The sequence below is a fragment of the Leifsonia sp. NPDC056665 genome (assembly GCF_042791795.1).
Taxonomy (GTDB): Bacteria; Actinomycetota; Actinomycetes; order Actinomycetales; family Microbacteriaceae; genus Leifsonia.
Map to the genome: position 1 here is coordinate 30,308 of NZ_JBHTXK010000010.1, position 15,084 is coordinate 45,391.

Genomic DNA, 15,084 nt, shown 5'->3' on the forward strand with positions numbered 1-15,084 from the left:
ATGCCGACCGTACACTCATTCGCAGTTTCGTCATGAGCCCTCATTAACACTCCGGTCACAAGGCCCGTCTATGCTCGTGCGAGTGAAGGCCATCCGTAGATTCACCGTCCGCGCAGTCCTCCCCGAGACCCTCTCCGCTCTGGAGGAGATCGCCGGCAACCTCCGCTGGTCCTGGCACGAGCCGACCAAGGAGCTGTTCGCCCGCATCTCACCGGAGATCTGGCAGGAGGTCGAGCACGATCCGATCGCGCTGCTCGGGTCCGTCGATCCGGCCAGGCTGGCCGAGCTCGCCGCCGACCCCGGCTACGTCGACTGGGCGAACCACGTGCGCGACGAACTGCGCGCCTACATCCACGACCCGCGCTGGTACCAGTCGCTCGACGACTCGGCGCCGGCGTCCATCGCCTACTTCTCGCCCGAGTTCGGCATCGCCTCCACGCTGCCGCAGTACTCCGGCGGCCTCGGCATCCTCGCCGGCGACCACCTCAAAGCCGCGAGCGACCTCGGCGCTCCGCTGGTCGCGGTCGGGCTGTTCTACCGCTCCGGCTACTTCGCGCAGGCGATCACGCCGGACGGCTGGCAGGTCGAGAGCTATCCGGCGCTCGACCCGGACGGGCTCCCGCTGAGCGTCCTGCGCGACCCGGACGGGGCGCCGGTGCAGATCACGCTCGCCCTGCCCGCCGGCGAACTGCGCGCCAGGGTCTGGCAGGCGGCGGTCGGCCGGGTGACCCTCCTGCTGCTGGACACCGACATCCCCGAGAACGACGAGAGCCTGCGCTCGGTCACCGACCGGCTCTACGGCGGCGGCGGCGAGCACCGGCTGCTGCAGGAACTGCTGCTCGGCATCGGCGGCGTGCGCGCCGTCAAGGCGTGGACCGAGCTCACCGGTGCGCCTGCTGCGGAGGTGTTCCACACCAACGAGGGGCACGCCGGCTTCCTCGGCCTGGAGCGGATCTCCGACCTGATCGGCGAGGGGCTGACGTTCGACCAGGCCCTCCAGGTGGTGCGCGCCGGCACGGTCTTCACCACGCACACGCCCGTCCCCGCCGGCATCGACCGGTTCGACCGGCCGCTGGTCGAGCGCTACTTCTCCACGGTGCTGCTCCCGGGCGTCGAGCCGGCCCAGGTGCTCGCGCTCGGCGCGGAGGACTACCCGGGCGGCTCCGACGCCGTGTTCAACATGGCGGTCATGGGCCTCCGCCTCGGCCAGCACGCCAACGGCGTCTCCCGCCTGCACGGCGAGGTCAGCCGGCAGATGTTCGGCGGCCTGTTCCCCGGGTTCGACAGCCCGGAGGTGCCGATCGACTCGGTGACCAACGGCGTCCACGCGCCGACCTGGACCGACCCGATGCTGCGCTCCCTCGCGATGGAGCGGCTCGGCACCGACGACACCACGCACGCCGACTGGGCGAACCGCGGCGCCGTGAGCGACCTCGACCTGTGGAGCGTGCGGACCCGGATGCGCGAGCAGCTCGTCAAGGACGCCAGGCACCGCGTCGCCGCGGCCTGGGAGACGCAGAACCCCGGCGGGATCGCGCCGGTCTGGATCAACGACCTCCTCGACCCGAACGTCCTCACCATCGGCTTCGCCCGGCGCGTGCCGACCTACAAGCGGCTCACCCTGATGCTGCACGACCCGGAGCGGCTGAGGAACATCCTGCTGCACCCGGAGCGACCGGTGCAGTTCGTGATCGCGGGCAAGTCGCACCCGGCCGACGACGAGGGCAAGCGCCTCATCCAGAAGCTGGTGCAGTTCGCCTCCGAGCCGGAGATCCGTTCGCGGATGGTGTTCCTGCCGGACTACGACATCGGGATGGCGCAGCTGCTCTACCCGGGCACCGACGTCTGGCTGAACAACCCGCTGCGGCCGCTGGAGGCCTGCGGCACCTCCGGCATGAAGGCGGCGCTGAACGGCGGGCTCAACCTGTCCATCCTGGACGGCTGGTGGAACGAGTTCTACGACGGCGAGAACGGCTGGGCGATCCCGTCCGCCGACGCCGCGGGGGACGGCGCCGAGCGCGACGCGCTGGAGGCCGAGGCGATGTACGACCTGATCGAGCACCTGATCGCGCCGCGGTTCTACGACCGCGACGGCGACGGCGTGCCGGAAACCTGGGTCGGCCAGATCCGGCACACGCTCGCGACGCTGTCCTCCCCGCTGAGCGCCGAGCGGATGGTGCGCGAGTACGTGGAGCGGCTCTACATTCCGGCCGCCGCCAACGAGAAGCGGCTGAGCGCCGACGACTACCGGGACGCGCGCGAGCTCGCCGCCTGGAAGGAGCAGGTGCGTTCCGCGTGGCCCGGCGTGAACGTTGCGCACATCGACGCGGGCGGCCTCGACGCCGTGCCGCAGGTGGGCGACCAGCTCCGCGTGCGCGCCCTCGTGCACCTGAACGGCCTGCGCCCGGAGGACGTGGAGGTGCAGCTCGTCTACGGCCGCAGCTACGACGGCGACGACCTGACCGGCGTGCACTACGAGCGCCTGACGCTCGACCACGCCATCCCCGGCGCCGACCCGTCGGTCGCGCACGAGTTCTCCGGCGGCGTGACCCTCACCTGGGCGGGCTCGTTCGGCTACACCGTCCGCGTCGTCCCCGTCAACGACCTCCTGCTGTCCTCCGCCGAACTCGGCCTCGTCGCCGCAGCCTGACGACCTTCCTGTCAGTTCGTTCGGGCGATGGGCGCGTAGGTGGCGGACGTGGCCGCGACGAGTGCGTCGGGCGCGAGCTCGAGGTCGAGGCCGCGGCGGCCTCCCGAGACGTACACCGTGTCGAAGAGCTGCGCGGTCTCGTCCACGACCGTGACGTGCCGGGTCTTCTGGCCGATGGGGGAGATGCCGCCGACGACGTAGCCCGTCCGCCGCTCGGCGACGGCGGGGTCGGCCATCACCGCGCGCTTCGCGCCGACCGCCGCGGCCAGCGCTTTGAGGTCGAGCATCCCGGTCACCGGCACGACGCCGACCACGAGCCCGAGCTCGGTGTCGGCCAGCAGGGTCTTGAACACCCGGTCCGGCTCCACGCCCAGCGCGTCGGCGGCCTCCAGGCCGTACGACGGCGCCGCCGGGTCGTGCTCGTAGGCGTGCACCGTGAACGGGATGGCCGCGGCTCCCAGCGCGACCGTGGCGGGCGTGCCCGCCGAGGCCGGCCGCTTCGCCATCAGGCCGTCCCCACCGGCGTCTCGACGCGCGGCCCGTTCGCCCGGTATAGCTGCATCGAGGTGCCGCCCACCAGGCGTTTGCTGCCCGGCGCGACCTCGACGCCGTCCTCCAGGATCGGCACCTCGGTCGCGCTGTCCCAGAGGAGCTGGTACGACTCCACGCCCGGCGCGACGGGGAGGGAGACCTCCACGTCGTCCTCCACGCCGTGCACGATGAGGAGCACGCGGTTGAACTCCTCCTTGTCGGGCGTGGAGGCCGCCAGGTACTGCAGGGTGCGGTTCTCCGGGGAGTTCCAGTCCTCGTCGTCCATGAGCGCCCCGGTGGCGTCGAACCAGTCCATGTGGCTGGCGTTCGGGGTGGTCTGGCCGTAGACGGCGAACCGGCTCGGGCGCAGCGCCGGGTTCTCGCGGCGCAGCTCCAGCAGGCGGCGGGTGGTGTCGAGCATCTCCCGCTGCTCCCTGGTGCGCAGCCAGCTCATCCAGGTGAGCTCGCTGTCCTGGCAGTAGGCGTTGTTGTTGCCGCGCTGGCTGCGGCCGAACTCGTCGCCGGCCGTGATCATCGGCACGCCGGCGGAGAGCAGCAGGGTGCCCATCAGGTTGCGCATCGCCTTGTGGCGGTCGAGCAGCACGTGCTCGTCCAGGGTCGGACCCTCCGCGCCGTGGTTGAACGAGCGGTTGTTGTCGGTGCCGTCGCGGTTGTCCTCCCCGTTGCCGAGGTTGTGCTTGACGTTGTACGCGGTGAGGTCGGCCATCGTGAAGCCGTCGTGGGCGGTCACGAAGTTGATGGAGGCCAGCGGGCCGCGCTCGGGCGAGAACGTGTTGGAGGACCCGGCGAGCCGGGTCGCGAAGCCGCCGATGCCGATCGGGGCCTGGCCGTTGCGCCGCGCCTCGGCGATGTCGGCCAGCCAGAAGTTGCGGACGCGGTCGCGGTAGCGGTCGTTCCATTCGGACCAGCCGTCCCTGCCGCAGGTGCCGTCGGTGCCAGTGCCGTCCTTACGGTCCGGGCCGCCCGGGAAGTTGCCGGTCTGCCAGCCGCCGATGCCGACATCCCACGGCTCGGCGATGAGCTTGACGTCGGCGAGCGCAGGGTCGCTCAGCATGTCGTTGATGAGCGGGTGGTCGCGGCTGTAGGAGGCGTCCTCCCCGCGGCCCAGGGTGACGGCCAGGTCGAACCGGAACCCGTCGATCTGCACCTCCCGCGCCCAGTAGCGCAGCGAGTCGAGCACCAGGCGCTGCGGGACGACGTGGCCGAAGTCCACCGTGTTGCCGCAGCCGGTGACGTCGATGTAGACGCCGTTCGCGTCCTGCCGGTAGTAGGTGGCGTTGTCGATGCCGCGCAGGCTGGTGCGCGGTCCGCCGATGCCCTCCTCGGCGGTGTGGTTGTAGACCACGTCGAGAATCACCTCGATGCCCGCCTCGTGGAGCAGCTTCACCATCCCCTTGAACTCCACCAGCACGGCCTCCGGACCCTCGGCCTGGGCGGCGCGGGTGGCGTAGGGGGCGTGCGGGCTGAAGAAGTTCAGGGTGTTATAGCCCCAGTAGTTCGTCAGGCCCTCGCGGATGAGGCGCTGCTCGGAGGTGAACGCGTGCACCGGGAGCAGCTCCACTGCGGTGACGCCGAGGTCCTTGAGGTAGCCGATCGTGGACTCGTGGGCGAGGCCGGCGTACGTGCCGCGCAGCTCCTCCGGCACGTCCGGGTTCTGATGGCTGATGCCGCGCACGTGCGCCTCGTACACGACGGTGTGATCCAACGGCGTGCCCGGCTTGCGGGAGTCGCCCCAGTCGAAGCCGTCGGCGACCACCGTCGAGCGCCACTCCTCCGGGCCGACCCGGGTCAGGCCCTTCGCGTACGGGTCCAGCAGCAGGGTCTCCGGGTTGAACATGTTCTGCGGTCCGGACGGCCCGGAGACGTTGATCGCGTACAGGCTGCCGACCTGGAGACTGCGGGAGCGGCCCATCCAGACGTTGTTCGCGTCCTTGACCATCGTCACGGTCTTGGTCCGCCAGTCCGGGTCGTCGCGGTGGAACAGCAGCAGCTCCATCGCGTCGGCGTGCTCGGAGTACACCCGAAGCTCACCGCCGTGCGGACCGATGCGTACACCCAGGTTGCGCAGAGGATCGGGGGACGTCATGCGTTCTAGAGTAGGACCACACCGCGCCGCACCCTGAGGAGGCCTCGGTGCCCGTCTACCTCGACCACGCAGCCACCACCCCGATGCGTCCGGAGGCGATCGCCGCCTTCACGGACGCGCTGGGGCTCGTCGGCAACCCGTCGAGCATCCACAGCCAGGGCCAGCAGGCCAAGCGGATGCTGGAGGAGGCCCGCGAAGCGGTCGCGTCGACGCTCGGCTGCGACCCGATCGAAGTCGTCTTCACCTCGGGCGGCACGGAGGCGATCAACCTCGCGATCAAGGGGCTGTACTGGGCCCGCAACGCCGGCGCGGCGCGTCCGCGCATCCTGGCTCCGGGTGGGGAGCACCATGCGACGGTCGACGCGGTGGAGTGGCTGGAGGGCGCGGAGGGGGCGCGCGCGCAGTGGCTGCCGCTCGACCCGGAGGGGCGCATCCTGCCTGGCGTCGTCGCGTCTGCGCTGGTGCCGTCGTCCGATGTCGCGCTGCTGACCTTCCTCGCCGTGAACAACGAGGTGGGGACGATCCAGCCGGTCGCAGAGCTGGCCGCACTCGCGCGCGACGCCGGGGTTCCCGTCCACGTGGACGCGGTCGCGGCGTACGGCCACCTGCCGGTCTCCTTCGCCGACCTGGGCGTTGACGCCCTCAGCGTCTCCGCACACAAGATCGGGGGACCGGTCGGGATCGGCGCGCTCGTCCTCGGGCGGCGCTCTGCGGTGGTTCCGCTCATCCACGGCGGCGGACAGCAGCGCCAGGTGCGCTCTGGGACGCAGGACGTCGCGGCGGCCGTCGCGTTCGCGGCGGCGGCGCTCGCCGCGGAGGCCGAGCGCGTCGACGAGGCCCGCAGGCTCGCCGGACTGCGCGACCGGCTGATCCGCGGGGTGCGGGAGGCCGTGCCCTCGGCGGTGCTGAGCGGGCCGGAGCCTGCGCGCGACGGGACGGACGAGCGCGTCGCGTCCAACGCCCACTTCGTCTTCCCCGGCGCGCAGGGCGACTCGCTGCTGTTCCTGCTGGACCTCGCCGGGCTCTCGGTCTCCACCGGCGCGGCCTGCACGGCGGGCATCCCCGAGCCGTCCCACGTGCTGCTCGCGATGGGGCGCAGCGAGCAGGAGGCGCGCAGCGCGCTGCGCTTCACGCTCGGCCGCACCTCCACCGAGGCGGACGTGGACGCGCTGCTCGCGGCGCTTCCGTCCGCCTACGCCCAGGCCGCGCGCGCCGGCCTGGCCGAGCGCACGCCCGGGAGCCGCTCAGCCGCCACGGCGTAGACTCCTCGGGTGCGAGTTCTGGCAGCGATGAGCGGTGGCGTCGATTCCGCCGTGGCCGCCGCGCGCGCCGTGGAGGCCGGGCACGACGTCGTCGGGGTGCATCTCGCGCTCAGCCGGATGCCGGGCACGCTGCGCACCGGCAGCCGCGGCTGCTGCACCATCGAGGACTCGATGGACGCCCAGCGCGCCGCGAACATCATCGGCATCCCGTACTACGTCTGGGACTTCTCCGAGCGGTTCAAGCTCGACGTCGTGGACGACTTCATCGCCGAGTACTCGGCCGGCCGCACCCCCAACCCGTGCATGCGCTGCAACGAGCGGATCAAGTTCGCCGCCCTGCTGGAGAAGGCGCTCGACCTCGGCTTCGACGCCGTGTGCACGGGCCACTACGCGAGCATCCTGACCGACGCCGACGGCAACCGCGAGCTGCACCGCGCGAGCGCGTGGGCCAAGGACCAGTCGTACGTGCTCGGCGTGCTCACGGCCGACCAGCTCGCGCACGCGATGTTCCCGCTCGGCGCGACGCCCTCCAAGGCGGAGGTGCGCGCGGAGGCTGCGGCCCGCGGCCTGAGCGTCGCCAACAAGCCGGACTCGCACGACATCTGCTTCATCCCCGACGGCGACACGCGCGGCTGGCTGGCCGAGCACGTAGGAGCTGCGGAGGGCGACATCCTCGACCGCGAGGGCAACCGGCTCGGCGCACACGAGGGCGCGCACGCGTACACCGTCGGCCAGCGCAAGGGCCTCAACATCGGCTACCCGTCCCCGGACGGCCGCCCGCGCTTCGTGCTGGAGGTGCGGCCGAAGGACAACACGGTGGTCGTCGGCCCGAAGGAGGCGCTCGACATCGCCGAGATCGCGGGCTCGCGCTACACCTGGGCCGGGCAGGCTCCCGTCGCGCCGGAGACCGCCTTCGCGTGCGACGTCCAGATCCGCGTCCACGCCGACCCCGTGCCCGCTGTGGCCCAGGTGCGCGACGGCGAGCTCGTCGTCCGCCCCGACGAGCCCCTCAACGGCGTCGCCCCCGGCCAGACCGCCGTCGTCTACGTCGGCACCCGCGTCCTCGGCCAGACCACCATCGACCGCACCGTCTCCGCCGTCCCCGCCTGACCCTGTCGGCAACGGAGGAGTTCCGGCTCGCCGCACCGCGTGTCGGCAGATAACGGAGGAGATCGGGGGCTGCTGCGGCAGGATGTCCTCCGTTGGCTGTTTTCGGGCGGCGTGTCGGGGCGGGGCTCCGCCGTTACCGCCGCGGGGGTCGGTGGGGGTGAATATGCTTGCGGGGTGACTGACGAGCAGGACGCGCACGCGCGCGCGGAGGCCCAGGACCTGACCACCCGCATCCTCGAGCTGCGCGACGCGTACTACGAGCGCGACACCGTGCTCGTCAGCGACGAGGAGTACGACCGGATGCTGCGGCGCCTCGAGGAGCTGGAGCGTCTGCACCCCGAGCTGCAGAGCCAGGACAGCCCCACCCAGACCGTCGGCGGCCGCGCGCAGACGACGCTGTTCGCGCCGGTCCAGCACGCCGAGCGGATGCTCAGCCTCGACAATGTGTTCTCGCTGGAGGAGTTCGAGGCGTGGGCCGCCAAGGTGGAGCGCGACGCCGGCCGCCGGGTCGACTACCTGTGCGAGCTCAAGATCGACGGCCTCGCGATCAACCTCCGCTACGAGAACGGCGTGCTCGTCACCGCGGCCACCCGCGGCGACGGCGTCGTGGGGGAGGACGTCACCGAGAACATCCGGCTGATCCCGGCCATCCCGCAGCGGCTGGCCGGCGACGGCCCGTTCCCGCCCGTGGTGGAGGTGCGCGGCGAGGTGTTCTTCCCCGTCGCCCAGTTCGACGAGCTGAACGCCCACCAGCAGGAGGCCGGCGAGCGCGTCTTCGCGAACGCCCGCAACGCCGCCAGCGGCTCGCTGAGGCAGAAGGCGGAGGGCAAGAACGCCGCCCAGCTCGCGCTCATGCGCGACCGGCTGCGCCGCCTGCACATGCTCGTCCACGGCATCGGCGCGTGGCGGAACCCGCCCGTCGACGCCCAGTCGCAGGTCTACGAGCTGCTGGGCTCGTGGGGCCTGCCGACCTCCAGCCACTACCGCGTCCTCGGCACGGTCGCCGAGGTGGACGAGTTCATCCGTTACTTCGGCGAGCACCGCGGCAGCGTCGAGCACGAGATCGACGGCATCGTCATCAAGGTGGACGAGCTCGCCCTGCACGACGAGCTGGGCGCGACCTCCCGGGCGCCGCGCTGGGCGATCGCCTACAAGTACCCGCCGGAGCAGGTCAACACCAAGCTGCTCGACATCGTCGTCAGCGTCGGCCGCACCGGCCGGGCGACGCCGTTCGCGGTGATGGAGAAGGTGCGCGTCGCCGGCTCCGAGGTGCGCCAGGCGACGCTACACAACCAGGACGTCGTGAAGGCGAAGGGCGTGCTCATCGGCGACACGGTCGTCCTGCGCAAGGCGGGCGACGTCATCCCGGAGGTCCTCGGCCCGGTGGTCGAGCTGCGCGACGGCACCGAGCGCGCCTTCGTGATGCCGGAGAACTGCCCGGAGTGCGGCACGAAGCTCGCGCCGGCCAAGGAGGGCGACATCGACCTCCGCTGCCCCAACTCCGAGTTCTGCCCGGCGCAGGTGCGCGGCCGCGTGGAGCACATCGGATCGCGCGGCGGGCTCGACATCGAGGCGCTGGGGGAGGTCGCGGCCGCGGCGCTCACCCAGCCGCGCTTCCCGGAGACGGCTCCGCTGCCGACCGAGGCCGGGCTGTTCGGGCTGACCGTGCGGGAGCTGTTCCCGATCGAGGTGGTCGTCCGCGACTCCGAGACGGGGCTGCCGAAGCTGACCGACTCCGGCGCGGAGAAGGTGGACACACCGTTCCGCCGTCGTCGCCAGAAGAAGGACGGAGCGTTCCACCCCGATGCCGCGGAGTTCGACGGCGACGAGTTGTACGTCCCCTCCAAGAACGCGCTGGAGTTGCTCGCGAATCTCGCCGCCGCCCGCACGAAGCCGCTCTGGCGCATCCTCGTGTCGCTCAACATCCGGCACGTCGGCCCGGTCGCCGCCCGCGCGCTGGCCGACCACTTCGGGTCGCTCGACGCCATCCGCGGCGCCTCCCGGGAGGAGCTCGCCGCGGTCGACGGCGTCGGCGGCATCATCGCCGACGCGGTGCTCGCCTGGTTCGAGGTGGACTGGCACCGCGAGATCATCGAGCGCTGGGCAGCCGACGGCGTGCAGTTCGCCACGCCGGGTCACGCCGGACCCGGCGCGCAGGCCGACGCGGGCGGCGTCCTCGCGGGCCTGACCGTCGTCGCCACGGGCTCCCTGGAGGGCTTCACCCGCGAGGGGGCGCAGGAGGCGATCATCTCCGCCGGAGGGAAAGCGGCCTCCAGTGTGTCCAAGAAGACCGATTTCGTCGCCGCGGGACCGGGCGCGGGGTCTAAGCTCGCCAAGGCGGAAGAACTGGGGGTGCGCGTCATCGACGCCGCCCAGTTCGCGATCCTTGTCGATAAGGGCCCGTCCGGGCTCGAAAACTAGTCCGTCAGTTTGTGGACAGACCACAAGTTATCCCCCTGAATCGGGGGTAGAACGTCCATCCGTCCACCCCCCGGATGCGGCTAGAGTCATGATGTGCGCTCGCCCGGTGCACGCAAGGGCTTAGCTCGCTCGCTCTCGGAGGGACCCGGACGGAGTGCTGGTCGGCTTTGCAGCAGCTTCCATCGTCACCTCGGTCGTCACAGGACTGACCGGGGCCTTCGTCATGCCTGCCGACAGCGCGCAGGCGGCGCAGGTCTCGGTGCTCGCGCAGCCTGTTCCCGCGGCCGTCGGCGACGCGCCGGCCAGCTCCGGCCCGGCGGGTGCGGGGGTCTCCGGCGCGACCGCCGCGGCCGTCTTCGGCTCGATCCGCGCGGTCGACCCCGCCGCGCTGCCCGAGTTCCTCGGCGCGCACGCCTCCGAGCTGAACCGGATGTTGACCAACCCGCCGGCGGCGAGCGACGTCGGCCAGCTGTGGAAGCTCCTCGACCCGGCCCGCCAGGCCCAGCTCGTGAAGTTCGCGCCGCACGTGATCGGCAACCTGGAGGGCGTCCCGTACGACATCCGCGGCAAGGCGAACGTGCTCGACCTCGACCGCACCATCGCCTCCGCGAAGTCGGACCTTCGCACCCAGCGCGGCAAGACCGAGCGTGTCGCGCTCAAGCGCCAGCTCACGACGCTCGGCAACGTCGAGACGGCGCTGAAGAAGAAGGACGGCGTCAAGCGGACCCTGGTCTCGCTCGACACGTCGGCGGACGCCAGAGCCGCGATCGTCGTCGGCGACCTTCGCACGGCGCGCTACGTGAGCGTGCTCGTGCCCGGCATGTACATGGCGGTGGGGGAGCAGGTGGAGAGCTGGGCCGGCGTCGCCCAGGACCTCTACTCGCAGGAGACCGGCTTCCTCAAGCGCTTCCTCGGCTCCCGGTCGAACACCGCGGCGCCCGGCGTCGCGGTCGTGGCCTGGATCGGCTACCAGACCCCCGTGCTGACCAACATCGGCGGCATGGACCTCGCCAAGCAGGGCGCCGACAGCCTGGAGCGCACGCTGATCGGCCTGAAGTCGCTCCGCCAGGCGGACCCGCCGTACCTGAGCGTGCTCGCCCACTCGTACGGGTCGACCGCCGCGCTGCTCGCGCTGGAGAAGGGCACGGTCACCGTGGACGCGCTCGCCCTGATGGGGTCGCCGGGGTCCGACGCCCAGTCGGTGCACCAGCTCGGCGTCCGCGACGGCAACGTGTACGTCGGCAAGGCGACGATGGACCCGATCGTCAACAGCGCCTTCTTCGGCAGCGACCCGGGGGCGCCCTCCTACGGCGCGAAGAAGATGGGGGTCGACGGCGGTACCGACCCGATCACCGACAAGAGCCTCACCGGGTCGAGCGGCCACAACGAGTACTTCAGCGCAGGGACCGAGTGCATGCGCAACCTCGCGCTGATCGGCATCGACCAGGGCGACCTCGTCCTCAGCTAGCGACGCGTCAGGAGGTCGTCCGCCGGGAGTTTCCTGGGCGGGCGCGGGCTGGCGCGGTCACCCTAGAATTGACTCAGCCCACTCAGACACCACGACGGAGACGCATGTCCGAAATCAGCGCAGAACAGGTCGCGCACCTGGCGAGCCTCGCCAGGATCGACCTCAGCCCGGAAGAGATCGAGAGCCTCACCAGCGAGCTCGGCCAGATCGTCGAGGCGGTCGCCAAGGTGCAGGAGGTCGCCGGGCCCGACGTCCCCGCGACCAGCCACCCGCTGCCGCTCACCAACGTGTTCCGGTCCGACGAGGTGCGCCCGTCGCTGACCGTCGAGCAGGCGCTCTCCGGCGCCCCCGAACGCGAGGGCGACCGGTTCAAGGTCGCCACCATCCTGGACGAGGAGTAAGCATGACGGATCTGACCAGGCTCTCCGCCGCGACCCTCGCCGACCTGCTCGCCGCGCGCGAGGTCTCCTCCGTGGAGGCCACCCGCGCCCACCTCGACCGCATCGAGTCGGTCGACGCCGACGTGCACGCGTTCCTGCACGTCGCGGGCGAGAATGCCGTCCGCACCGCCGCGGAGATCGACGGCCGCCGGGCAGCGGGCGACCCGCTCGGCCCGCTCGCCGGCGTCCCCGTCGCGATCAAGGACGTGCTCGCCACCCACGACATGCCGTCGACCTCCGGGTCGCGCATCCTCGAGGGCTGGATCCCGCCCTACGACGCCACGGTCGTCCGCAAGCTGCGCGAGGCCGACCTGGTGCCGCTCGGCAAGACCAACATGGACGAGTTCGCGATGGGCTCCTCCACCGAGCACTCCGCGTACGGCCCCACCCGCAACCCGTGGGACCTGGAGCGCATCCCCGGCGGCTCCGGCGGCGGTTCGGCCGCGGCCGTCGCCGCCTTCGAGGCGCCCTTCGCGCTCGGCTCCGACACCGGAGGGTCGATCCGTCAGCCCGCCGCCGTCACCGGCTCGGTGGGCGTCAAGCCGACCTACGGCGGCGTCAGCCGCTACGGCGCCATCGCGCTGGCGAGCTCGCTCGACCAGGTCGGCCCGGTCTCACGCAGCGTGCTGGACGCCGGCCTCCTGCACGACGTGATCGCAGGCCACGACAAGTTCGACTCCACGTCACTCACGGACACCTGGCCGTCGATGGCCGACGCCGCCCGGGCGGGTCTGCGCGACGGCGCCCTGAAGGGCGTGCGCGTCGGCGTCGTGCGCGAGCTGAACGGCGAGGGCTTCCAGGCGGGCGTCAAGCAGCGCTTCATGGAAGCGCTGGCGCTCCTGGAGGGCGCGGGCGCCGAGATCGTGGAGGTCGGGGCTCCGAGCTTCGAGTACGCGGTCGCGGCCTACTACCTGATCCTCCCGGCCGAGGCGTCCAGCAACCTGGCCCGCTTCGACTCGGTGCGCTTCGGCCTGCGGGTGAACCCGGAGGACGGCCCCGTCACCGTCGAGCGCGTGATGGCGGCGACCCGCGACGCCGGCTTCGGCACCGAGGTCAAGCGGCGCATCATCCTCGGCACCTACGCGCTGAGCGCCGGCTACTACGACGCCTACTACGGGTCGGCCCAGAAGGTCCGCACGCTCATCCAGCGCGACTTCTCCGTCGCGTTCGAGAAGGTGGACGTGCTGGTCAGCCCGAGCGCGCCGACCACCGCGTTCAAGTTCGGCGAGAAGCTGGCCGACCCGATGGCGATGTACCTCAACGACATCACCACCATCCCGGCGAACCTCGCGGGCGTGCCCGGCATGGGCCTCCCGATCGGGCTGGCGCCGGAGGACGGCCTCCCCGTCGGCATGCAGCTCATGACGCCGGCCCGTGCCGACGCCAGGCTCTACACCATCGGCGCCGCCCTGGAGCGGCTCCTGGAGGAGCAGTGGGGCGGCAGCCTGCTGAGCCAGGCGCCCGATCTGAGCGCCACCGAGATGTTCGCGAGCGAAGAGGGAGCGGTCTGATGGCCACGGCCGAACTGATGGATTACGACAAGGCCCTCGAGCTGTTCGAGCCGGTGCTCGGCTTCGAGGTGCACGTCGAGCTGAACACGGCGACCAAGATGTTCTGCGGCTGCGCGAACGAGTTCGGCTCCGGCGCGAACACGAACACCTGCCCGACCTGCCTCGGCCTCCCCGGCGGCCTTCCGCAGGTCAACGAGAAGGCGATCGAGTCGAGCATCCGCCTCGGCCTGGCGCTCGGCTGCGACATCGCCGAGTCGAGCCGGTTCGCGCGGAAGAACTACTTCTACCCCGACCTGGCGAAGGACTTCCAGACCTCCCAGTACGACGAGCCGATCGCGCACGACGGCGAGGTCACGATCGAGCTGGAGGGCGGCCGCGAGCTGACCATCCAGATCGAGCGCGCGCACATGGAGGAGGACGCCGGCAAGCTGACGCACGTCGGCGGCGCCACCGGCCGCATCCAGGGCGCCGACTACTCGCTGGTCGACTTCAACCGCGGCGGCGTCCCGCTGGTCGAGATCGTCACCAGGATGATCGAGGGCGCGGAGGGCGACGCCCCGGAGGTCGGCCGCACCTACGTGCGCGCCATCCGCGACCTGGTGAAGGCGCTCGGCGTCTCGAACGCGCGCATGGAGGAGGGCAATGTCCGCTGCGACGCGAACGTCTCGCTCCGCCGCCGCGGTTCGAGCCAGCTCGGCACCCGCACCGAGACCAAGAACGTGAACTCGCTGCGCTCGATCGAGCGCGCGGTCCGCTACGAGATCCAGCGCCAGGCGGCGATCCTCGACGCGGGCGGCTCGATCACGCAGGAGACCAGGCACTGGCACGAGGACACCGGCACCACCTCCGCCGGCCGTCCCAAGTCGGACGCCGACGACTACCGGTACTTCCCCGAGCCCGACCTGGTGCCCGTCGCGCCGAGCCGCGAGTGGGTCGACGAGCTGCGCGGCACGCTCCCGGAGCCGCCGGCCGCGCGCCGCAAGCGCCTGACCGCCGAGTGGGGCTTCACCGCCCTGGAGTTCCAGGACGTGGACAACGCCGAGCTGCTGGACGAGCTGGAGGCGACCATCGCCGCCGGCGCGACCCCTGCAGCGGCGCGCAAGTGGTGGACCGGCGAGATCGCCCGCCTCGCGAACGCGCAGGGCGTCCCGGCCGGCACCCTGGTGAGCCCGCAGCACGTCGCCGAGCTGGCCGCGCTGGTCGAGGAGGGCACCCTCACCGACCGCCTGGCCCGCCAGGTGCTGGAGGGCGTCGTCGCGGGCGAGGGCGCTCCGCAGGAGGTCGTGGACGCCCGCGGGCTCGCGGTGGTCTCCGACGACGGCGCGCTGATCGCGGCCATCGACGAGGCGCTCGCAGCGCAGCCGGACGTGCTGGAGAAGATCCGCGACGGCAAGGTGCAGGCCGCCGGCGCGGTCATCGGCGCCGTCATGAAGGCGATGAAGGGCCAGGCGGACGCCGCCCGCGTCCGCGAGCTGGTGCTGGAGCGCGCCTCGCAGTAGGCCGCGGATCGAGGGGTCGCAACACGCCGCCGTCCGCGGACGGGAACGGCGTGTCGCGACCCCTCGACGACGTGGAGGGCGGGCA

General features: G+C 71.7%; 10 protein-coding genes. 8 read left to right on the forward strand and 2 right to left on the reverse strand.

What is annotated here, in order from left to right; all coding sequences use genetic code 11:
• Positions 1-82 precede the first annotated feature (82 nt).
• A complete protein-coding gene (gene glgP, locus ACFQ9V_RS11250; RefSeq protein ID WP_382459243.1) occupies positions 83-2,650 on the forward strand; it encodes an alpha-glucan family phosphorylase in 2,568 nt (855 codons plus the stop codon).
• Between the two features lie 11 nt (positions 2,651-2,661).
• Here glgP and ybaK read toward each other — a convergent pair whose 3' ends face one another.
• Positions 2,662-3,156: a Cys-tRNA(Pro) deacylase gene (gene ybaK, locus ACFQ9V_RS11255; RefSeq protein WP_382459244.1), complete on the reverse strand. Its 495-nt coding sequence runs from the start codon at positions 3,154-3,156 to the stop codon at positions 2,662-2,664.
• Positions 3,156-5,288 carry a glycogen debranching protein GlgX gene (gene glgX, locus ACFQ9V_RS11260; RefSeq protein WP_382459245.1) on the reverse strand — a complete coding sequence of 711 codons (2,133 nt, stop codon included), beginning with the start codon at positions 5,286-5,288 and terminating at the stop codon, positions 3,156-3,158. The genes ybaK and glgX overlap by 1 nt, the downstream gene beginning before the upstream one ends.
• Before the next feature lie 47 nt (positions 5,289-5,335).
• On the opposite strand from glgX, the gene ACFQ9V_RS11265 reads away from it, so the two are divergent.
• From ACFQ9V_RS11265 to gatB, 7 genes are all read left to right on the forward strand, one after another.
• Entirely contained in the window at positions 5,336-6,550 is a 1,215-nt protein-coding gene (locus ACFQ9V_RS11265) for a cysteine desulfurase family protein (protein ID WP_382459246.1), read from the forward strand.
• Positions 6,551-6,559: 9 nt separating this feature from the next.
• Positions 6,560-7,660 carry a tRNA 2-thiouridine(34) synthase MnmA gene (gene mnmA, locus ACFQ9V_RS11270; RefSeq protein ID WP_382459247.1) on the forward strand — a complete coding sequence of 367 codons (1,101 nt, stop codon included), beginning with the start codon at positions 6,560-6,562 and terminating at the stop codon, positions 7,658-7,660.
• A 174-nt stretch (positions 7,661-7,834) separates the two neighbouring features.
• Positions 7,835-10,081, forward strand: coding sequence for an NAD-dependent DNA ligase LigA (gene ligA / locus ACFQ9V_RS11275; RefSeq protein WP_382459248.1), 2,247 nt, complete (start codon positions 7,835-7,837; stop codon positions 10,079-10,081).
• A gap of 154 nt (positions 10,082-10,235) precedes the next feature.
• Positions 10,236-11,549, forward strand: a complete 1,314-nt coding sequence (locus ACFQ9V_RS11280; protein ID WP_382459249.1) for an alpha/beta hydrolase — start codon at positions 10,236-10,238, stop codon at positions 11,547-11,549.
• A 104-nt stretch (positions 11,550-11,653) separates the two neighbouring features.
• Complete coding sequence (gene gatC, locus ACFQ9V_RS11285; RefSeq protein WP_382459250.1) at positions 11,654-11,950, forward strand: Asp-tRNA(Asn)/Glu-tRNA(Gln) amidotransferase subunit GatC; 297 nt, start codon at positions 11,654-11,656, stop codon at positions 11,948-11,950.
• A 2-nt stretch (positions 11,951-11,952) separates the two neighbouring features.
• Positions 11,953-13,500, forward strand: coding sequence for an Asp-tRNA(Asn)/Glu-tRNA(Gln) amidotransferase subunit GatA (gatA, locus tag ACFQ9V_RS11290; RefSeq protein WP_382459251.1), 1,548 nt, complete (start codon positions 11,953-11,955; stop codon positions 13,498-13,500).
• A complete protein-coding gene (gatB, locus tag ACFQ9V_RS11295) occupies positions 13,500-14,999 on the forward strand; it encodes an Asp-tRNA(Asn)/Glu-tRNA(Gln) amidotransferase subunit GatB (protein WP_382459252.1) in 1,500 nt (499 codons plus the stop codon). The genes gatA and gatB overlap by 1 nt, the downstream gene beginning before the upstream one ends.
• Positions 15,000-15,084 lie beyond the last annotated feature (85 nt).

Coding starts and splice junctions, on each gene's coding strand:
- ybaK (WP_382459244.1), bottom strand. CDS start 3,156: ATGGCGAAGCGGCCGGCCTCGGCGGGCACGCCCGCCACGGTCGCGCTG.
- glgX (WP_382459245.1), bottom strand. CDS start 5,288: ATGACGTCCCCCGATCCTCTGCGCAACCTGGGTGTACGCATCGGTCCG.
- gatC (WP_382459250.1), top strand. CDS start 11,654: ATGTCCGAAATCAGCGCAGAACAGGTCGCGCACCTGGCGAGCCTCGCC.
- gatA (WP_382459251.1), top strand. CDS start 11,953: ATGACGGATCTGACCAGGCTCTCCGCCGCGACCCTCGCCGACCTGCTC.
- gatB (WP_382459252.1), top strand. CDS start 13,500: ATGGCCACGGCCGAACTGATGGATTACGACAAGGCCCTCGAGCTGTTC.